General features: G+C 62.8%; 19 protein-coding genes. 11 read left to right on the plus strand and 8 right to left on the minus strand.

All coding sequences use genetic code 11. The features are described 5' to 3' along the window. Position 1: 1 nt before the first annotated feature. Entirely contained in the window at positions 2–937 is a 936-nt protein-coding gene (locus tag ACIPZB_RS16650) for an AEC family transporter (RefSeq protein ID WP_400641658.1), read from the plus strand. Positions 938–1,056: 119 nt separating this feature from the next. On the opposite strand, the gene ACIPZB_RS16655 is transcribed toward ACIPZB_RS16650, so the two are convergent. Further along, complete coding sequence (locus ACIPZB_RS16655) at positions 1,057–2,343, minus strand: mechanosensitive ion channel family protein (protein ID WP_400641659.1); 1,287 nt, start codon at positions 2,341–2,343, stop codon at positions 1,057–1,059. Positions 2,344–2,487: 144 nt separating this feature from the next. Here ACIPZB_RS16655 and ACIPZB_RS16660 point away from each other — a divergent pair, with 144 nt between their 5' ends. Continuing rightward, positions 2,488–3,810, plus strand: a complete 1,323-nt coding sequence (locus ACIPZB_RS16660) for a DEAD/DEAH box helicase (protein ID WP_400641661.1) — start codon at positions 2,488–2,490, stop codon at positions 3,808–3,810. A 117-nt stretch (positions 3,811–3,927) separates the two neighbouring features. Here the strand turns inward: ACIPZB_RS16660 and ACIPZB_RS16665 are convergent, their stop codons facing one another. Next, the gene (locus ACIPZB_RS16665; protein WP_400641663.1) at positions 3,928–4,200 is read right to left on the minus strand and encodes a hypothetical protein; all 273 of its coding nucleotides are present in this window, start codon (positions 4,198–4,200) and stop codon (positions 3,928–3,930) included. Positions 4,201–4,429: 229 nt separating this feature from the next. Between ACIPZB_RS16665 and ACIPZB_RS16670 the strand changes: the two genes are divergently transcribed. From ACIPZB_RS16670 to ACIPZB_RS16685, 4 genes are all read left to right on the plus strand, one after another. Then, positions 4,430–4,708, plus strand: coding sequence for a BrnT family toxin (locus ACIPZB_RS16670; protein WP_400641872.1), 279 nt, complete (start codon positions 4,430–4,432; stop codon positions 4,706–4,708). After that, positions 4,686–4,940 (plus strand): BrnA antitoxin family protein, encoded by a 255-nt coding sequence (locus tag ACIPZB_RS16675; RefSeq protein WP_400641665.1) that lies wholly within the window; start codon positions 4,686–4,688, stop codon positions 4,938–4,940. The genes ACIPZB_RS16670 and ACIPZB_RS16675 overlap by 23 nt, the downstream gene beginning before the upstream one ends. A 76-nt stretch (positions 4,941–5,016) precedes the next feature. Further along, positions 5,017–5,412, plus strand: coding sequence for a transcriptional regulator (locus ACIPZB_RS16680; protein ID WP_400641667.1), 396 nt, complete (start codon positions 5,017–5,019; stop codon positions 5,410–5,412). Between the two features lie 105 nt (positions 5,413–5,517). Next, the gene (locus tag ACIPZB_RS16685) at positions 5,518–6,444 is read left to right on the plus strand and encodes a DMT family transporter (RefSeq protein WP_400641669.1); all 927 of its coding nucleotides are present in this window, start codon (positions 5,518–5,520) and stop codon (positions 6,442–6,444) included. Between the two features lie 59 nt (positions 6,445–6,503). On the opposite strand, the gene ACIPZB_RS16690 is transcribed toward ACIPZB_RS16685, so the two are convergent. Further along, the gene (locus ACIPZB_RS16690; RefSeq protein ID WP_400641671.1) at positions 6,504–7,697 is read right to left on the minus strand and encodes an MFS transporter; all 1,194 of its coding nucleotides are present in this window, start codon (positions 7,695–7,697) and stop codon (positions 6,504–6,506) included. 107 nt (positions 7,698–7,804) lie between these two features. Between ACIPZB_RS16690 and ACIPZB_RS16695 the strand changes: the two genes are divergently transcribed. Together ACIPZB_RS16695 and ACIPZB_RS16700 are read left to right on the plus strand one after the other, a co-directional pair. After that, a complete protein-coding gene (locus tag ACIPZB_RS16695) occupies positions 7,805–8,698 on the plus strand; it encodes a LysR substrate-binding domain-containing protein (RefSeq protein ID WP_400641673.1) in 894 nt (297 codons plus the stop codon). Positions 8,699–8,822: 124 nt separating this feature from the next. Continuing rightward, entirely contained in the window at positions 8,823–8,951 is a 129-nt protein-coding gene (locus ACIPZB_RS16700; RefSeq protein ID WP_008090807.1) for a PA1414 family protein, read from the plus strand. Between the two features lie 172 nt (positions 8,952–9,123). On the opposite strand, the gene ACIPZB_RS16705 is transcribed toward ACIPZB_RS16700, so the two are convergent. Together ACIPZB_RS16705 and speB are read right to left on the minus strand one after the other, a co-directional pair. After that, positions 9,124–10,503 carry a sodium:solute symporter gene (locus ACIPZB_RS16705; protein ID WP_400641675.1) on the minus strand — a complete coding sequence of 460 codons (1,380 nt, stop codon included), beginning with the start codon at positions 10,501–10,503 and terminating at the stop codon, positions 9,124–9,126. A gap of 179 nt (positions 10,504–10,682) precedes the next feature. Further along, a complete protein-coding gene (gene speB / locus ACIPZB_RS16710; protein WP_008090804.1) occupies positions 10,683–11,633 on the minus strand; it encodes an agmatinase in 951 nt (316 codons plus the stop codon). A gap of 223 nt (positions 11,634–11,856) precedes the next feature. On the opposite strand from speB, the gene ACIPZB_RS16715 reads away from it, so the two are divergent. From ACIPZB_RS16715 to ACIPZB_RS16725, 3 genes are all read left to right on the plus strand, one after another. Beyond that, positions 11,857–12,750, plus strand: a complete 894-nt coding sequence (locus tag ACIPZB_RS16715; RefSeq protein ID WP_400641677.1) for a LysR family transcriptional regulator — start codon at positions 11,857–11,859, stop codon at positions 12,748–12,750. A 156-nt stretch (positions 12,751–12,906) separates the two neighbouring features. Beyond that, positions 12,907–13,506 carry a tRNA-uridine aminocarboxypropyltransferase gene (locus ACIPZB_RS16720; RefSeq protein WP_400641679.1) on the plus strand — a complete coding sequence of 200 codons (600 nt, stop codon included), beginning with the start codon at positions 12,907–12,909 and terminating at the stop codon, positions 13,504–13,506. A 454-nt stretch (positions 13,507–13,960) separates the two neighbouring features. Beyond that, entirely contained in the window at positions 13,961–14,188 is a 228-nt protein-coding gene (locus ACIPZB_RS16725) for a hypothetical protein (protein ID WP_400641681.1), read from the plus strand. A gap of 118 nt (positions 14,189–14,306) precedes the next feature. Here the strand turns inward: ACIPZB_RS16725 and ACIPZB_RS16730 are convergent, their stop codons facing one another. The 3 genes from ACIPZB_RS16730 to ACIPZB_RS16740 form a co-directional block, all read right to left on the minus strand. Further along, positions 14,307–15,662, minus strand: a complete 1,356-nt coding sequence (locus ACIPZB_RS16730) for an HlyD family type I secretion periplasmic adaptor subunit (protein ID WP_400641683.1) — start codon at positions 15,660–15,662, stop codon at positions 14,307–14,309. Between the two features lie 213 nt (positions 15,663–15,875). Further along, complete coding sequence (locus ACIPZB_RS16735) at positions 15,876–18,011, minus strand: type I secretion system permease/ATPase (protein ID WP_400641873.1); 2,136 nt, start codon at positions 18,009–18,011, stop codon at positions 15,876–15,878. 54 nt (positions 18,012–18,065) lie between these two features. Further along, entirely contained in the window at positions 18,066–19,439 is a 1,374-nt protein-coding gene (locus tag ACIPZB_RS16740) for a TolC family outer membrane protein (RefSeq protein ID WP_400641685.1), read from the minus strand. Positions 19,440–19,883 lie beyond the last annotated feature (444 nt).

Genomic DNA, 19,883 nt, shown 5'->3' on the forward strand with positions numbered 1-19,883 from the left:
CATGCATACCATCTTCGTCATCGTCGCACCGATCTTTGCCCTGATCCTGGTCGGCTACCTGTGCCGCCGGGCCAACAAGCTCGGCGACAAGGCCGCCGCCGAGATCAACAAGATGGTGGTCTGGCTGTGCCTGCCGGCGTTGTTGTTCAAGGTGACGGCCACCGCGACCTGGACCGAGATCTGGCACCCCGGTTTCATCGTGGCGTTCGGCACGGGGGCGCTGGCGATGTTCGTGGTTACCCTGGCCTGGCGCCTCCACGGCGGCCATGGCCTGGTGGCAGCGAGCATCGATGGGCTCAGTGCGGGGTATGCCAACACCGGGTACATCGGCATTCCGCTGTGCCTGCTGCTGTTTGGCCAGCCGGGCCTGCAGCCCGCGCTGATCTCGTCGTTGCTCGTGGTCTGCCTGGTGTTTGCGATTTCGCTGACGTTGATCGAGATCGGCCTGCAGGAAGAGCGGCAGATTGGGCGCGCGGTTGTCGTGGTGGGCAAGGCGCTGGCGAAGAACCCGCTGGTGATCTCGCCGCTGGTGGGGGCAGCCTGGGCGGTGTCCGGGCTGGGGCTGGCGGAGCCGGTGATGCATTTTCTCGACATGCTGGCGCTGGCCACCACGCCTTGCGCGCTGGTGTCGCTGGGGGCATTTCTGGCAGAGAAGCGTACGGGCGCGCAGGCCAGCCCTTGGCCGTTGGTGGCCATGAAGCTGGTGGGGCAGCCGGCGTTGACCTGGGTGCTGGCGTTCAAGGTGTTCAGCCTGCCGACCATGTGGGCGGCGTCGGCGGTGTTGCTGGCGGCGCTGCCGACCGGGACCGGGCCGTTCATGCTGGCGGAATATTACAACCGGGAGGCGGGGCTGATCTCGCGGACGATTCTGTTGTCGACCGTGGCTTCGTTGGTGACTTTGACGGGGTTGTTGTACCTGTTGGGTTATGCGGGGTAGTTGAGGGCCCTATCGCTGGCAAGCCAGCTCCCACAGGTACGCCACAGTATTTGAAACTTGTGGAGTACCTGTGGGAGCTGGCTTGCCAGCGATTGGGCCGCAAAGCGGCCCCGGCATTCTCAAGCCTCGCTCAACTCCTCAAGTCGACGCGGCACCCGCCCCGCCAACCCCACCCGCATGTCATTGCCACTCGGCTGCTGATACAAGCTCAAGCCAAACTCCGGCAACACTGCCAGCAGGTAATCGAAGATATCCCCCTGAATCCGCTCGTACTCCGCCCACACCGTGGTGGTGGTGAAGCAGTAGATCTCCAGCGGCACGCCTTCGGCAGTGGTCTGCATCTGCCGGACCATGCAGGTCATGTTCGGGTGCACATTGGGGTGATTCTTCAGATAGGCCAGGGCAAAGGCGCGGAAGGTGCCGATGTTGGTCAGCTTGCGGCGGTTGGCCGCCAGCTCCGGCACCGGCCCCAGGGCCTCGTTCCAGGCCTGCAGCTCCTGGCGCTTGGTGGCCAGGTAGTCGCCCAGGAGGCGTACCTGGCCCAGGCGCTGTTCCTCTTCCTGGGTCAGAAAGCGCACGCCCGCCGCGTCGATGAACAGGCTGCGCTTGATCCGCCGCCCGCCCGATTGCTGCATGCCGCGATAGTTGCGGAACGACTCGCTCATCAGGCGCCAGGTAGGGATGGAGACGATGGTCTTGTCGAAGTTCTGCACCTTCACCGTGTGCAAGGTGATGTCCACCACATCGCCATCGGCACCGACCTGGGGCATTTCGATCCAGTCGCCCACATGCAGCATGTCGTTGCTGGTCAGCTGTACGCTGGCGACGAACGACAGCAGGGTGTCCTTGTACACCAACAGCAGCACCGCCGACATCGCACCCAGGCCCGACAGCAGCAACAGCGGCGAGCGGTCGATCAAGGTGGCGACGATGACGATCGAGGCGAAGATCCACAGCATCATCTTGGCCAACTGCACATAGCCCTTGATCGAGCGGGTGCGGGCATGCTCGGTGCGGGCGTAGATGTCCAGCAGGCCATCGAGCAGGCACGACAGCGCCAGGGTCATGAACAACAGGGTGAAGGCCAGGGCGACATTGCCAAGGAAGTGCTCGGCGGTATCGGACAGCTCCGGCACCAGTTTCAGGCCGAACTGGATGACCAGTGAGGGTGTGGTCTGCGCCAGGCGGTGGAAAACCTTGTTGTGGCGCAGGTCGTCGAGCCATTTGAGCGCCGGCTGACGAGCCAGCAGGCGGGTGCCGTGGAGGATCAGGAAGCGCGCCAGGCGGCCGATCACCAGGGAAATCAGCAGCAGCACGGCCAGGCCGATAGCGGCGTGGAGCATGGGGTGTTGGTCGAGGGTGCCCCACAGGTCGAGGCTGTCACGCCAGATTTTTTGCATATCCATAAGCTTGAAACGGTCTTTTCTTGCGAAACGAGGAGGCATTAGAGCGCGGATGGCGACAAAGTTGCCAAAAGAAATTCGGCTCTTGCGGCAGAAAACGTTACCCTATGCAACTGAATTTCCCCGCACTTGCCTGAGGTTACCTCCGTGTTCTCCCAATTCGCCCTGCATGAACGCCTGCTTAAAGCCGTGGCCGAGCTTAAATTTGTCGAGCCAACCCCGGTGCAGGCCGCGGCCATCCCCTTGGCCCTGCAAGGGCGTGACCTGCGTGTGACGGCCCAGACCGGCAGCGGCAAGACCGCGGCGTTCGTCCTGCCGCTGCTCAACCGCCTGGTCGACCTGAAAGGCGGGCGCGTCGAGATCCGCTCGCTGATCCTGCTGCCGACCCGCGAACTGGCCCAGCAGACCCTCAAGCAAGTGCAGCTGTTCTCGCAGTTCACCTACATCAAGGCGGGCCTGGTCACCGGCGGTGAAGACTTCAAGGAGCAGGCCGCCATGCTGCGCAAGGTGCCGGATGTTCTGATCGGCACCCCGGGCCGCCTGCTCGAGCATCTCAACGCTGGCAACCTCGACCTGTCCCACGTGCAGGTGATGATCCTCGACGAAGCCGATCGCATGCTCGACATGGGCTTCGCCGAAGACATGGAGCGCCTGTGCAAGGAGTGCGAGAACCGCGAGCAGACCCTGCTGTTCTCCGCCACCACCGGTGGTGCGGCGCTGCGCGACATCATCGGCAAGGTGCTGAAAGACCCTGAGCACCTGATGCTCAACAGCGTCTCGCAGCTCGCCGAAGGCACTCGCCAGCAGATCATCACCGCCGACCACGACCAGCATAAAGAAGCGATCGTTCAGTGGCTGCTGGCCAACGAAACCTTCGACAAGGCGATCATCTTCACCAACACCCGTGCCCTGGCTGACCGCATCTACGGCCACTTGGTCGCCAAGGATGTGAAGGCCTTCGTCCTGCACGGCGAGAAGGACCAGAAAGACCGCAAGCTGGCCATCGAGCGCTTCAAGCAAGGCAGCTCCAAGGTACTGGTGGCCACCGATGTGGCGGCCCGTGGCCTGGACATCGACGGCCTGGACCTGGTCATCAACTTCGACATGCCGCGCAGTGGCGACGAGTACGTACACCGTATCGGCCGTACCGGCCGTGCCGGCGGTGAAGGCCTGGCGATCTCGCTGATCACCCACAACGACTGGAACCTGATGTCCAGCATCGAACGCTACCTCAAGCAGCAGTTCGAGCGCCGGGTGATCAAGGAAGTCAAAGGCACCTACAACGGGCCGAAGAAGGTCAAGGCGTCGGGCAAGGCTGTCGGTACCAAGAAGAAAAAGGTCGAGAAGAAGGGCGGCGACAAGAAGGCCGCCGCCAAGCGCAAGCCTACCGCCAAGCCGAAGGCCAATGCACCGCTGGCCAGCTCCGACGGCCTGGCACCGCTGAAGAAGCGCAAGCCTGCGGCTGAGTAATCAGCTTTAGGCCCTATCGCCGGCAAGCCGGCTCCCACAGGTACAGCACAGCTCTTCAGCCCTGTGCTGTACCTGTGGGAGCCGGCTTGCCGGCGATAGGCTCACCACAGCAATTAATCAATCAGCCTTTTTCTCCGCTGTCTTCAGTTCCTTGATCCGTTTGTCGATCAGCTGACACTTGTCGGGCAAGTCCTTGCTCGCCGTCCCCAGCTCCATCCCCTGGAGCTCATCATTGATCTCCTTGGCTTTCTGCGGGTTCTGCTCGGTCAACTGGCTCACCAGCCCGGCCAGCTCCTCACGTTTCTGGGTGGCCTCTTCCGGCGTGCAGGCCCAGGCGGGCAGGGCGCAGAAGAGGGCAGTGGCACAGGCGATGCGCAGCAGCGGTTTCATCCTTACTACCTCCGGCAGTTGGGTATGCCCGGTGGAGAGGCGTGAGGTCCGGCAAGTTCAATGCTTGCGACCGCTGGCGATGTGGCTGGGCCTGATTCCTGTGCTTTGGTAGTCCTTTTCTGAATGCTGCTAATTGCCTATTGGCGATATTGATGACCCGGCAGCACTGCACTAGCCTCGCTCTCAAACAGGAGATATCGTATGTACAAGTGTAAATACGGAGCGTTCCATATTCTTTGAGTGGGACGACGCCAAGAATCAGATCAATATCCGCAAGCATGGAATCGATTTCAGCGATGTCCCGGACATGTTCAATCATCCCATGTTGATTCGCCGGGATGACGGTCTGGAATATGGTGAGGAGGGCTGGGTCAGCCTTGGTTGGTTGAAGTCGCTGATAGGCGTGGTTGTTTACGCAGAAAAGCGTGGTGAAGTCATACGTATCATTTCCGCGCGCAAAGCCACCAGATGGGAGGCCAAACACTATGACCAATACATCGAAAACTGACTGGGCTCGCCTGGCTCAGCAAGACGACAAGGATATCGACACATCGGATGTTCCAGAGCTGGATGATGATTTCTTCCGCCAAGCTGAGCTGCGAGTACCTGCCAAGCAGACAGTTACGATTCGCCTGGATGCCGATGTGCTTGCCTGGTTCAAGGCGCAAGGGGCGGGCTATCAGACTCGGATCAACCAACTGCTGCGCCAGTACATGCAAGCCCAACAACGAGACCGCTGATTTCTTTCTGAACGCTCTCGATCACCGTCTGGTCCCAAGCTGTGTACCCCTTCGTCCACAGCAAGAGGCCATCGCCATGAGCATCACCTACGACTGGGACCTGATCGAGCGCTTGCTGCACGAAGTGCAGAACGGCGCCGGTCACAACTTCACGCCGCGCCCCTATGCCGAGCAGCACGCAGCGGCGCTGGCCGCCAAGGGGCAGCCGGTGGGTGACATCGACCATCTGAAAACCCGCGCCTGCGAATACGAAAAGCTGCTGTTCGAGCGCGGCTTCATCGACAGTCGGACGCCGGAAGATGGCGGCACGGGCGAGAATTTCGTGCTCACCGAGCGCGGTTCGCGCTTGCTTAGCCTGCTCGACAGCAGCATCCCCGGGTTCGAGCACCCGCGCCAGGTGCTGGACGAGCAGGAAGATGCCCTGGACGAAGCCACGTTCGATCGGGTGTCCGCCAAGGCACAAATCGCTTGAGGTCGTTTTGAGGCTGGCAAGGGTGGTCCAGGAAAACCGATAATCGGTCCTTCTTGAAAACTGCCGAGCCTTTGCCATGCCATCGACCACCCTGGAGGGCCGCCCATGAGCGCGGCCCGCAAGAACCCCGATGCCTTTGCATTTCAGGTCATGCTGGGGCTGTGCCTGATCTGGGGCTGCCAACAGGTATTGATCAAGACAGCTGCCGTCGATATCGCACCCGTGATGCAGGCGGCCCTGCGCAACTGCCTGGCAGCGGTGCTGGTAGGTGGGATGATCTGCTGGCGCGGTGGCTGGGGGCAGGTGAGCACGACGTGGCGTGGCGGCCTGCTGGCCGGCGGGCTGTTCGGTATTGAATTTCTGTTCATTGCCGAGGGGCTGAAGCTGACATCGGCCGCGCACATGTCGGTGTTCCTCTACACCGCACCGGTGTTCACGGCACTCGGGCTGCACTTCATGTTGCCCAGCGAACGCCTGCGCTTGCTGCAATGGCTGGGCATCTTGCTGGCGTTTGGCGGGATTGCCACCGCGTTTGCCGGTGGCATGTCGTTCGAGGACATGGATGGGCGCATGCTGCTTGGCGATGCCTTTGGTGTACTGGCCGGCCTGGCCTGGGGCGCGACGACGGTGGTGGTGCGCGGCTCGCGATTGTCCGAGGCACCGGCGACCCTGACCCTGTTCTACCAGTTGGCGGTGGGTTTTGTCGGGTTGCTGCTGATTGCCCTGCTCAGCGGGCAGATCGACCAGGTGTCGTGGACGCCCTTGGCGATTGGCAGTGTGCTGTTCCAGGGCATCGTGGTTTCGTTCGTCAGCTACCTGACCTGGTTCTGGTTGCTGCGCAAGTACCTGGCCTCGAACCTGGCGGTGTTTTCGTTCATTACGCCGTTGTTCGGCGTGACCTTTGGGGTGTTGCTGCTGGATGAGCCCTTGAGCGTGAACTTTGTGCTCGGGGCGGTGATGGTGTTGCTGGGGGTGGTTCTGGTGAGTGCGGAGCCCTGGGTGAAGCAGCAGTTGCGCAGGTTTGTAGGATAAGGGTTGTCTGTACCGGCCCTATCGCCGGCAAGCCGGCTCCCACAGGTACAGCAGGGAACTCAGGACTTGCACAGTCCCCCTGTGGGAGCCGGCTTGCCGGCGATAGGGCAGCCCCGAGCACTGCGCGTCCCCGTAATCACCAACACCCCCGCCAGCCCCAGACCTGCAGCTGCCAGCACCAGCGCCGGCTGCAGGCTCCCGCTGTAATGGTTGCTCAAGGCGGCCAACAGCGGCCCGCTCAACTGCCCCAGGGCAAAGCAAGCGGTCAGCAGCCCGGCATTGCGTTGCGTCGCATGGGGCGCCAGCTCCCGCGAGCGCTGCATCACCAACTGCATGCAGGCCAGGAACGGTGTCCCGCAGAGCAACACACCCAGGGCCAGGCCAATGCCACCCCCCATCAGACAGGCCAGCACGCCCAGGCCTTGCAACCACAGCGTGGCGGTGAGCCAGGCTGAGGTGCGACCTGCACGGCGCGCACTGACCAGTACCACGCCCAATGCAGCCGCAACACCGAAGGCCGGCCAGAACAGGTCGGCCATCCACTGGCCCTGGAACTGCTGGTTGGCCATCTGCGACAGGAACGTGGCCGGCAGAATGTAGCCAACGCCATACAAGGCATACACCAGGCCGAGGCGGCCGATACCAACGCTGCGCGTGGAGCCCGCTTGCACGCTGCTCGAAACTACGGCGGGCTCCAGCGCGCGCGGCAACCACGGACGCACGGCCAGCAGCATGACCAGCGCGGCCAGCGCATACACAAGCCACAACGCCGCTGAACTCAGCCCCATCAGGTGCGCTGCCAGCGCCAGCAGACCCGTGAGGGCGATGCCCAGGCCGGGCCCTGCGAACACCAGGGCACCCAGGCGCTGACGATTGTTGGCATTGGCTATCTGCTGGCTGAGGCTGGTGATCATCACCAGCACCCAGGCGCTGGCCACACCGGTGCCAAAGCGCAGCAGCAGGTGGCTCCAGAAGCCGTCGGCCAGCCATGAGGCCAGGGTCAGCAGCACGCACAGCCACAGCCCGCCGTGCAGGCGCAGCCTGACCTGGTTCGGCCTGCGGGCGAACATGGCGTCCGCCGCGCCAAGGAAGTAACCCAGGTAGTTGGCTGCCGCCACCAGACCGGCGGCGGTCAAGTCGAACTGGCCTTCGGCGATCAGTTGCGGCAGTTGTGGGGTGAGGGCAAAGCGGCCTATGCCCATGGCCATCATCAGGGCCACGGCGCTGGCGAGCAGTTGTACGAGCGGCGACATGGGGCACTCCTGCGGGAAACGGTAAGCGATGGATGGCAGGTTAGGGCGGATTGACTTTCAATAAAATTGAATAATGATGATCAAGTTATTCTGTTTTTGAGAACAATATGGAATTCAGCCAACTGCGCATCTTTCAGGCCGTCGCCGAAGAGGGTTCGGTGACCCGAGCGGCCGAACGCTTGCACCGGGTACCTTCGAACCTGTCGACGCGCCTGCGTCAGCTGGAGGAGCAACTGGGTGTCGAATTGTTCGTGCGCGAACGCCAGCGCCTTCAGTTGTCGCCTGCGGGCAAGGTGCTGCTGGATTACGCCAACCGCCTGGCGGTGCTGCGTGATGAAGCGATGGCGGCCGTGCAGGGTGGCCAGCCGGCCGGCGACTTCGTGTTGGGCACCATGTACAGCACGGCGGCCATCCACCTGCCGGCGCTGCTGGCCCGCTATCATCAGGCCTACCCGGCGGTGAACCTGCAAGTGCAGGCGGCGCCCAGCGGCGAACTGCTCGAAGGCCTGCTCGGCCATCGCCTGGATGCGGCCTTGGTGGATGGCCCGCCGAGCCTGGCCGGGCTCGATGGTGTGCGGTTGTGTGACGAGGTACTGGTGCTGATCACCAGCCCTGAACACCCAGCGGTCCACAGTGCCCGGGATGTAGCCGGCAACGCAGTGTTCACGTTTCGCCAGGGCTGTTCCTACCGGATGCGCCTGGAGGCCTGGTATGCCCATGCGCACACGCCCATGGGCAGGGTGATGGAAATCGAGTCGTACCAGAGCATGCTGGCCTGCGTCATCGCCGGTGCGGGCGTGGCCCTGATGGCGCAGTCGATGCTCGACAGCCTCCCGGGGCGTGACCGGGTGCGGGCGCACCGCCTGCAAGCGCCGTTCGATCAGGCGCAAACCTGGTTGATGTGGCGCCAGGGTATGCGCGGGGCGAATTTGCAGGCGTGGGTCGATTTGCAACAAAGCGAAACGATTAACCAGTCGTCGGAATGCACCGTTTCCGCTTGATCCGGGTCAAACTCGGCCATATCTGTAGGAACTAGGGCATGCGTAATACAGGACATCGGGCTATGATCTGTATGAAACATCGCAGGATTGATTGACCGTGAGGCTGACCCGTCAAGGGGGCACTATGAAAAACCAAATGTTCAACTGGCTCCATGACTTGGCTGTCGCGCTGGGGCTGATTCCACCACCCCTGCAGCCGGTGCCGATCCCGACTGATGAAGAGCAGCGCCGGCGCCAGCCGCGTCGCCGCTGAAAAGCAAAAGGCCGCCGCATCAGTGTTGATGCCGCGGCCTTTTTGTTGCTTTTGGATTATGGGTCGCTTGTACCGGCCTCTCGCCGGCAAGCCGGCTCCCACAGGGATCGCACCGCCCTTGAGCTGGGTGCTGTACCTGTGGGAGCCGGCTTGCCGGCGAGGGGGGCTGTGATCAGGCCAGTTTCAGCTCAGCCAGTGGCTTGCGCGACAGCAGGCTCACCATGACAAAGCTCACCAGTCCGACCGCCAGGCTGTAGTAGATCGGCGTATTGGCATCCAGCCCATCCTTGAACATGAACAGCAGCGCGGTGGCAAAGCCCAGCGACATGCTGGCGATGGCCCCTGCGGTGGTCGCGCGCTTCCAGAAGATCGCACCGATCAGCGGGATCAGCATGCCGCCAACCAGCAGGTTGTAGGCCAGGGTCAGGGCGCTGATCACATCGTTCACCGCCAGGGCGATACCCAGCACCACCAGACCGGTGAGCAGGGTGAACAGGCGGCTGACGCCCAGGCTCGACTGCTTGCCACCGCGCAGCTTCGGCAGCAGGTCTTCGGTGATGGTGGTCGAGGCGGCCAGCAGGCCGGCACTGGCGGTCGACATCATCGCCGCCAGGGCAGCGGCCATCAGCAGGCCGCGGATGCCGTCAGGCAACTGGCTCTTGATCATCTCGGCGAAGGCGTTGTTCGGGTTGGCCAGATCCGGCATCAGCACGTGGGCAGCCATGCCGATCAGGGCGCAGGCCAGGCCGTACAGCACGCAGTACACACCGGCGGTGGTGCCGGCGCGCTGGCAGACTTTCTCGTCACGGGCGGTAAACACCCGCTGCCAGATGTCCTGGCCGATCAGGATGCCGAAGAAGTAGATCAGGAAGTAGGTGATGATGGTGTCCCAGCCGATGGTGGTCCAGCTGAAGCTGGCCGCTGGCAGCTTGGCGACCAGGGTGTCCCAGCCTCCGGCGTTGTACAGGCACACCGGCAGCAGGATGAACATCAGGCCCACGGTCTTGATCACGAACTGGACGATGTCGGTGAGGGTCAGCGACCACATGCCGCCGATGGTCGAGTACACCACCACCACGCCGCCGCCGAGCAGCAACGACATCCAGAAAGGCAGGTCCAGCAGCACTTGCAGTACGGTTGCCATGGCCAGGGTCGAGGTGACTCCGATCATCAGCGCGTAGGCCAGCATGATTGCTGCACTGGCCTGGCGCGCCATAGGGTTGTAGCGACGCTCCAGCACCTGGGTCACGGTGAAGATCTTCAGGCGCAGCAGGGGTTTTGCGAGGAACAGGTTGAGGGCGATGATGCCCAGGCCCAGGGCCGCGCAGAGCCAGAAGCCGGAGATGCCGTGGACGTAGCCCAGGCGTACGGTGCCGACGGTGGAGGCGCCGCCGAGCACGGTGGTGGCCATGGTACCCATGTACAGGGTCGGGCCCAGATTGCGCCCAGCCACCAGGTAGTCCTCGTGGGTTTTTGCGCGGCGCATGCCATACCAACCGAGCCCGAGCATGCCGGCGGTATAGATCATTACAACGATGATGTCCAAGGCCATTGGGGGTCTCCCGATTATCTTTATTATGGCGAGATCGACCGCGCAGGCGTGTTCACGGCGCCCGGCGGCCTAGTCTTGTATTGGCGGGCCTCAGTGGCCCTCCCAGATGGCTCCTGCCAGGGTGTTTCTTCTGCCGCAGCGCGTTGGCTGTATCGCCGGCAAGCCGGCTCCCACAGGGGTCAGCGGCGCACCACGCCTGGCAGCACGCAGAGCATTTCGAACAACAGGTTGGCACCGAGCAGCGAGGTGTTGCCGGTGGTGTCGTAAGGCGGGGAGACTTCGACCAGGTCACAGCCGATCAGGTCCAGGCCGTGGCAGCCGCGAATGATCTCCATCGCCTGGATGGTGGTCAAGCCGCCGATTTCCGGAGTGCCGGTGCCAGGGGCCCAGGCCGGGTCGATACCGTCGATGTCGAACGACAGGTACACCGGGCCGCCACCGACCTTTTCACGCACTTCGGCCATCAGGGGTTCCAGCGACTTGTGCCAGCACTCTTCGGCCTGGACAACGCGGAAGCCCTGGCGACGGCTCCAGTTGAAGTCGTCGGCGGTGTAGCCCTGTGCACGCAGGCCGATCTGCACCACGCGGTCGCAATCGAGCAGGCCTTCTTCCACGGCGCGGCGGAAGGTGGTGCCGTGGGCGATCTTCTCGCCGAACATGTGGTCGTTGACGTCGGCGTGGGCGTCGATGTGCACCAGGCCGATCTTGCCGTGTTTCTTGTGCAGGGCGCGCAGGATCGGCAGGGTAATGGTGTGGTCGCCACCCAGGGTCATGGGGATGACGTTGTGCTCGACGATCTCGTCGTAGGCTTCTTCGATGATGCGCACGGCGTCAAGCAGGTTGAAGGTGTTGATCGCCACGTCACCGATGTCGGCGACCGACAGCGAGTCGAAGGGCGCGGCACCGGTGGCCATGTTGTAAGGGCGGATCATCACCGATTCGGCACGGATCTGCCGTGGGCCGAAACGGGTGCCAGAGCGCAGCGAGGTGCCAATGTCCAGGGGCACGCCGATGAACGCGGCGTCCAGGCCTTGGGCACTTTGCAGGTGGGGGAGACGGAGCATGGTGGCGATGCCGCCGAAACGCGGCATTTCGTTGCCGCCCAGTGGTTGGTGGAGAACTTTGTCCACGGTGGGCCTCATCAGTCGGTCGATTGTTTTGTTTGTTCGAACCTGTGCCGCCGCGCGCCTTGAGTGGGGTTTTGCCGGCGGGCAGGGACATTTCGGCCAAGTCTGCTGAAGGTAGTGCCTGCGACAAATCGCTACAGGCAAATACTTACTTCATGAATTTCTAAACTAAAGCCTGGCCAAGCGGTTAGACTGCGCGCTATCAATCCTGCGGAACCGTTGCACCATGGCCTCGACCTTGCCCGACCTGAAACTGCTGCGCATCTTCATCAGCGTGGTGCGCCACCAGGGCTTCGCCAATGCACAGCGCGAGCTCAACCTGTCGACGTCGGCCATCAGCACCTACATGAGTCAGCTCGAAGGCGCGCTGGGCATTGTCCTGTGCCATCGCGGGCGCGGCGGTTTCAGCCTGACCAGCAAGGGCGAGTTGTTCCATCAGGAGACCTTGCGACTGCTGGCCGAGCTCGATGGCTTCGAGCAGTACGCCGCAGCGCTCAAGGGCGAGTTGCGCGGCACGCTCAACCTTGGCGTGATCGACTCGACGGTCGGCGACCGGGCGCTGCCGTTGGCCGAGGCCATTGGCGCCTACAGCCAGGAGCATCCCGCCGTGCACTTGCACCTGTCGGTGTCCAGCCCCTATGAGCTGCAGCTCGGTGTGCAGGACAACCGCCTGGACCTGGCCATCGGCGCGTTCTCCTCACGCATGAGTGGTCTGGTCTACCAGCCGCTGTACCGTGAGCAGCACTGGCTGTACTGCAGCAGCCGTCACCCGTTGTTCGTCGAGCGGCGCATTCCGGAGCCGGTGGTGACCCAGCAGCGCATGGTCGGGCGCGGCTACTGGAGCCAGGCGGAACTGGCCAGGCATGGCTTCAAGCACAGTGCGGCGACAGTGGAGAGCATGGAGGCGCAGCTGATCCTGATCCTGTCGGGTGCCTATATTGGCTACCTGCCCGAACATTACGCTCAAGCCTGGGTCGACAAAGGGGATCTGCGGGTGCTTTCTCCGTCTACTTTCGGCTATCAGGCGCCATTTTCGTTGATCATTCGCCGGGGGCGGAGTCGTGAGCCGTTGATTCAGACCTTTCGCGATCTGCTGAAAAGCCAGCTCAATGTTGGCTGATACATAGTGTTTGGTTTTACCGGCCCAATCGCCGGCAAGCCGGCTCCCACACGGATTGCGTAGGCCTCTGTGGGAGCCGGCTTGCCGGCGATTGGGCCGCAACACGGGCCGAAAATTCTGGTGTATGGCAAAATCTCTCCGCCAACGGAGAACCCCATGCCAAGACCCCGCTGCGAGCGCTGCCAGCGCCCGCTCGACCACTGCCTCTGCCCACTGATCCCCTCGCTCGACAGCCGCACCCGCGTCGTCCTGCTGCAGCACCCCAGTGAAACCGCCCATGCCCTGAATACCGCCCGCCTGGCCGCACTTGGCCTGGTGAATGCCGAGTTGCGCATCGGCGAAGTGTTCGAAGACCTCGGCGAGCTGCTGGCCACGCCAGGTTATCGGCCTGTGCTGCTGTTCCCGGGCGACCACGCCCAAGTACTGACGGCCTATGGCGAAGCGGACGACACGCCATTGCTTTTGATCGTCCCCGACGGCACCTGGCGCAAAGCGCGTAAATTGCTGTACTTGAACCCGTTGCTGGAGGCACTGCCGAGGGTGACGCTGGCGCAGATTGCACCGTCACGCTACCGCCTGCGCAAGGCGCCGGAGCCGGGGGCGGTGTCGACCATCGAGGCGGTGGTGCAGGCGTTGAATGTGCTGGAGCAACCGGCGTGTTTCGATGACTTGCTGCGGCCGTTCGAGGCGTTGATCGAGGGGCAAATCAGGGCCATGGGAATCGAAACGTTCGAACGAAATCATGGCGAAGGCTAAGGGGGGCCAGCGCAGATACACTCTGGATGAAATCTCCTACAACCCTAACCCTTGCGATAGTTGTTGTAGGGGGATAAATTCCCTTCGTCGCGGCAAATTCCGCGATCGGGTTTGGCGACCCGGATAAACTTGGCGCAACAGCGCCCCACACGATTGCAGGCGCTTTTTTTGCGTCCGCAGCTTCGTGCCATGGCGGCTGTGCGTGGGAGACCTTCGAGTCTGCCGGGTTCCAAGTTCCCGGTTCGCCAACCTGCGTACAGCTGCCACCCAATTGTTTGGCGACGATGCGTGGCAGCTCCAACCTAACTTGGAGTTTCATGCATGCTTACCTTGAGCTTTGCCAGGATCCTCGCATTCGTTCTCCGCCGTCGTACTCCGCCGGCTCGCCCACCACACCGTTTTTACCCGATCTACAGCCCATCTCGCTCGGTGCCCGCAGCAAGGCAGATGCCTCATGAATGATCAGGAGCGCTTGTTCAATATCCAAAGCTATGCCTGGACATTGGAGCTGCTTGGAGAGGCACTGGTCCAGCATGATGAGATGTTGGAGTGTGAGCACAATCCGCATCTGAGTTTTCGCAACACTGCCGGTATTCATCAGGCGATCAGGATCATCAGTCGCTTGGCCAGTGAACAGTGTGGGAAGTTGGATCAGCTGAAGGAGGACTCTGGGCCAGATTAGTTGGCAGTGCCGGCCCTTTCGCGGGACAAGCCCGCTCCCACAGATACAGCGCCGCTCTCGCAAACCGTGGTGAACCTGTGGGAGCCGGCTTGCCGGCGATAGGGCCGGTAATGACAACTCAGCGCTCGCGTAATGCCTCTGTCCTGGCCTTCAGCACCGGCTTGAGCAGGTAATCCAGCACACTCTTCTGCCCGGTGATGATATCCACCGTGGCCACCATCCCCGGGATGATCAGCAGCGGCTTGTTATCCCCACCCAGGTGGTTCTTGTCGGTCCGCACCTGGATCAGGTAGAACGCATTGCCCTTGTCATCGGTGACGGTGTCGGCACCTATCAACTCGAGCTTGGCCTTCAACCCGCCATAGATTGTGTAGTCATAGGCACTGAACTTGACCATCGCCGGCTGCCCCGGGTGCAGAAACGCCACATCCTGCGGCCGCACCTTGGCCTCGATCAGCAGGTTGTCCTCGATCGGCACGATCTCTACCAGGTCGCTGCCCGGCTGCACCACGCCGCCGATGGTGTTGACCTTGAGCAACTTGACGATACCGCGTACCGGCGACACCACCGTGGTGCGGTTGACCCGGTCGTCGATGGCGATGCTGGTGGCGGTGATCTTCGACAGCTCCGTACGCTTCTCGTTGAGGTCCTTGGCCGCGTCCGAACGGAAACTCGCGTCGGACTCCTGGATCTTGCTGCGGATCTCCGCCACCGCCGCCTCGGCGCGGGGGATGGCCAGGCTGGTGGCGTTGAGCTGGCCGCGGGCTTCGACCGTACGCTGCTTGAGGCGCAGGATCTCCACGGGCGAAACCGCACCCTTGCTCACCAGCGGCGCTGACATGTCCAGCTCCTGCTGCAGCAGGCCAACAGCGGAGCGATATTGATCGACCTTGGAGCGAAATTCGGCCAGTTCCTGGGTTTTCTGGCGCAGCTGTTCGTTGAGGGTCTGCTTTTCACTGGCCAGCCGGCGCTGGCGCGAGTCGTAAAGGGCGGTCTCGTCCTCGGCCACCTGGGGTGCCTTGGCGCGCACTTCGTCGGAGAGCACGAAGGGGCGGCCTTCGGATTCTGCTGACAGCCGCTCCACCTGGGCGGTCAAGGCATAACGATCGGCTTCGCTTTCGCCCTTGTTGGACTTGAACCGGGTGTCGTCCAGGCGCAACAGCGTGGCGCCTTTTTCGACCATTTGCCCTTCGCGCACGAAAATCTCGGTCACGATGCCGCCTTCAAGGTTCTGCACCACCTGAACCTTGCTCGACGGGATCGCCTTGCCTTCGCCAACGGTCACTTCGTCGAGCACCGCCAGGCTGGCCCAGGCCAGCGCCACCATCAGCAGCGCTGCCGCCAGCCATACGGTCAGGCGCGACAGGCGCGGCGAATCCTGCAAGGTGGCGCCGGCCAGTTCCGGCATGTAGTCGCGCTCGGCGCGCTTGTCAGAGGCTGTGTGGGAACTGCGCACGCTATGGCTTGGGGTCATGGCCTAACTCTCATAGAACAGCACATAACTGATTGGCTCAGCGGGGCCGGTTGTGGGAGCAACTGTTTTGCTCAATTTCTAAAAGCTGACGCGATTCCTGTGGGAGCCGGCTTGCCGGCGATCACCGGCGAAGCCGGTGCCATGCACCGTGGTGACTGCATCGCCGGCAAGCCGGCTCCCACAGGTTTTTTTGGGCGTCTTCTGGCATCAGCTTTACAACGCCGCGCCAATGCGGCCCTTGCGCAGGGCGTCGATGACGGCGTCCTTCGGCCCGTCGGCGACGATCTTGCCGTTGTCCAGCACCAGCAGCCGATCCACCAGGTTGAGCATCGAGGTGCGGTGGGTGACCAGCAGCAGGGTCTTGCCCGGCACCCAGGTCGACAGGCGCTGGCGCAGTTGCTCTTCGCTGCTGTTGTCCATGTGGCTGGTGGGTTCGTCGAGGATCAGGATCGGCGGCTCCAGCAGCAGCGCGCGGGCCAGTAGCACGGCCTGGCGCTGGCCGCCGGAAAGCAGCTGGCCGCGCTCGCCGACCGGGCGGTCGAAGCCGTGCGGGTGCTGCCGGGCCAGCTCGCTGACGCCGGTCAGTTCGGCCACTTCGAGCATGCGCGCATCGCTCACGTGGCGGGCGCCCAGGATCAGGTTGTCGCGCAGGCTGCCGGCCAGCAGCGGCAGGTCGTGGGCGACATAGCCAAGCTGGCTGCGCAGGTCGGCGATATCCAGTTGGCGCAGGTCGAGGTTGTCCAGCAGGACCTGGCCTTCGTCAGGGTGGTGGAAACCCATCAGCAAGCGGCCCAGGGTGCTCTTGCCCGAACCGCTGCGGCCGATGATGCCGATTCGCTCGCCGGGCTTGATCGTCAGGTTCACGTCCTGCAGTGCCGGGCTGGTTTGCCCCGGGTAACGGAAGCTGACATGGCTCAGGGCCAGGCCGCCCTTGAGCGTGGTGTGCTCCAGCGCCTGCTGCTCGGTCTGGCGTTCCTGGGGCAGGGCCATCAGCGCGTCGGTACTGCGCATGGTCAATTGCGCCTGCTGGTAACGGGTGATCAGCCCGGCGATCTGACCGAGCGGTGCCAGCACGCGGCTGCCGAGCATGTAGCTGGCGACCAGGGCGCCGACGCTGAGGTTGCCGGCGATGATGCTGTACACCCCGGCGACGATGGTAGCCATGCCGCAGAACTGCTGGATGAACAAGGTGCCGTTGCTGGCCAGCGACGACAGGTTGCGGGCGTGGGCGTCGAGCCGGGCGATGGCACCGTTGGTGTGTTCCCACTGGTACTGGCGCTCGCTCTCGGCGCCGCAGGCCTTGAGGGTTTCCAGGCCGCCGAGGGTTTCGATCAACAGCGCCTGGCGCACCGCGCCGAGGCTCAGGCTTTTCTGCACGGTATCGCGCAGGCGTGCCTGGATCAGCAGGGCGAAGCCCACTGCCAGCGGGAAGGCGATCAGCGGGATCAGCACCAGCCAGCCGCCCAGCAAACCGATCACCAGCAGCATGAGGGCAACGAACGGCAGGTCGATGATGCTGGTCAGGGTCACGGCGGTAAGGAATTCGCGCAGGCCCTGGAAGTCATGGATGCTTTGGGCGAAGCCGCCGATGGTGGCGGGCTTGGCCTTCATGGCCATGCCGGTGATGCGTTCGAACAGGGTGGCGGAGAGGATCAGGTCGGTCTTCTTGCCGGCCTGGTCCAGCAAATTCGCGCGGACCATGCGCAGCACCAGTTCGAAAGCGGTGCCGATGAACAGGCCGGCGACCAGCATCCACAAGGTCGACAGCGCCTGGTTGGGCACGACGCGGTCGTAGGTCTGCATGACGAAAAGCGGCACCATCAGGCCCAGCAGGTTGATCAGCAGGCTGGCCAGCAGGGCATCGCCGTACAGCCAGCGGGAATGGCGCAGGGTGTCGCGGAACCAGGCGTCGACCCGTGGCAGCAACGGCGAGCGCAGGTTCTCCAGGGTATGCCGTGGCCGTGCGAACAGGGCGTGCCCGGTGTAGGCCTGGGCCAGCGCCTCGCGTTCGATCCACTGCTCCCCGCCGCCGGCCTCGCAGGGCAGGATCAGCGCCCGGCCATCTTCCCCCCAGCGCTGCAACACAGCGCTGCGGCCATCGTCGAGCAGCAGCAGCACGGGCAGGTTGAGCGCGGAGATGGCATCCAGTTCACGCGCCAGCACGCGCGCTTGCAAGCCGGCACGGGCCGCCGCCCTGGGCAGCAGGTCCGCGCTCAGGCGCTGCTGGGCCAAGGGCAGGCCGCTGCTGAGACTGGTGCGGCTGGCCGCGCAGCCATGCAGGCGGCACAGGATCAGCAAGCCATCGAGCAGCGGGTCATCGACATCGGGGCGCGGCTGCGCGCTTTGCATACTGGTCACGATGAACTACTCCCGCCTCGGTGGATGGGGTGTGACGCCTGGCGCTTAGCGCATGTCGGGCAGCTTCGCCTGATTGCGTACTTCACTCTGGGCGATGGCTTCCGGTGGCAGCGAAATGCGTTGTTTGCTCAGCAGCTCACCCATGGTCGCCAGCACCCGGTACATCGAGTACTCCTCGGTGTAACGCACTTCGGTGTAGCGGCGGTTGGCGTTGTACAGCTCGTTTTCGCTGTCGAGCACGTCGAGCAGGGTTCGCTGGCCGAGGCCGAACTGGTCCTGGTAGGCCGCACGCACGCGTTGGGTGGTTTCGGCGTATTCGCGGGCGGTCGGGGTTTGTTTGCGCGCGTTGTTCATGGCGTTCCAGGCCAGGCTGAGGTTTTCGGTCAGCTCGCGCAGGGCGTTGTTGCGGATGTCCATGGCCTGGTTGATCTTGTGCGCGTCGGATTGCAGGCGGGCCTTGTCGCTGCCACCCCGGAACAGGTTGTAACTGAGTTCGACGCCGGCTTGCCAATCGTTGTTGCTGTGGCCTTTTTCGCCGCCGATGTTGTTGTTGGCGCCCGTGGCCAGCACGGCATCCAGACGCGGGTAAAAGGGCGACTTGGCCACTTCGTACTGCTGCTCGGCGGCGTTGACGTCGGCCTGGGCCGATTTCAGGTAAGGGTTGTTTTCCAGCATGCCCTGGCGCGCCAGGTCGAGGCCGGTAGGCACTTCGCCCTTGATGGTAACCGGGGTATCCAGCTCGTCGGGCATGCGCCCGACGACGCTGTAGAAGTTGGCTTCGGCGTCGGCCAGGTCGACTTCGGCGGTATCCAGGTTGTTTTCGGCCAGCGCGCGACGGGCACGGGACTGGTCGAGGTCGGCGGTGCTGCCGACCCCCCGCTCGCTGCGCAGGCCGATCTGGTCGTTGACCCGCAGGTGGGCTTGCAGGTTGTTCTTGGCCAGGGTCACCAGCTCGCGGCGCTTGAGCACTTCGAGGTACACCTCGATGGCACGCAGGGCTACGGTTTCGGCGGTGGCCTGGGTGTAGTAGGCGCGCGAATTGACCACGGCTTCGGTGCGACCGACTTCATTGGGGGTGTTGAACCCGTCGAACAGCATCTGCCGCAGGCGCAGCTCCGACTGGGTGTAGTTGAGGGTTTCCTTGTTGTGGTCGGTGGTGCCGTCGGGGTTCAGGCGGCGAGTGTTGATGTTGTCCGAGCGCTGGCGGCCATAGCCGGCAACCAGGTCGACCGTTGGGTAGTACCCGCCACGCGCGAATTTCACATCTTCGTCGGCCGACAGCCGGTTGTTACGGCTGGCGCTGATTTCCGGATGATGGTCCACAGCGTTCTGGACGGCCTCGTTGAGTGACATCGCCTGAACGTTGGCGCACGCCATGGCCAACAGAATTGCGCTGGTGATGGGGTTGATTACGCGCATGGGGTACTTCTCCCTGATCTCAAAAGTTCCTGCATTCGCCAAAAAAATGACGATATTTATTGTTCAAACCGTTTCATGTTTGTAACAACAGAGCTAAGAACATTTAACGCGCGAGCTAAGAAGATTTCTTCATAAGTCCTATGCGAAAAAAAACTTATGCGGTCTATCGAAACCAAGACATTGTTTCATTCAAGTAAATTTGGAAGCCGCTGGAAGACGCGGTTTTCAAGCTTCCGAGAGAGTTCCAGATTTTTTACGGCTAAGGACGCGGGATGAAGTGGTGAAAGCGGAATTTGGCGACAAAAATTTGGCAGATTTTGATGGCCAAATTACATTAGTCCTATCGCCAAAGTAGTAGCTTGCGAGAACGATTCTCACCGTTGAGACTGTCGCAACTCCAGGCGCTGCCGCCCCACCCGCGATTTCATTGGCTGAACAAGCCAG

Source organism: Pseudomonas sp. NPDC089396, assembly GCF_044749545.1.
In the GTDB taxonomy this organism is placed as follows: Bacteria; Pseudomonadota; Gammaproteobacteria; order Pseudomonadales; family Pseudomonadaceae; genus Aquipseudomonas.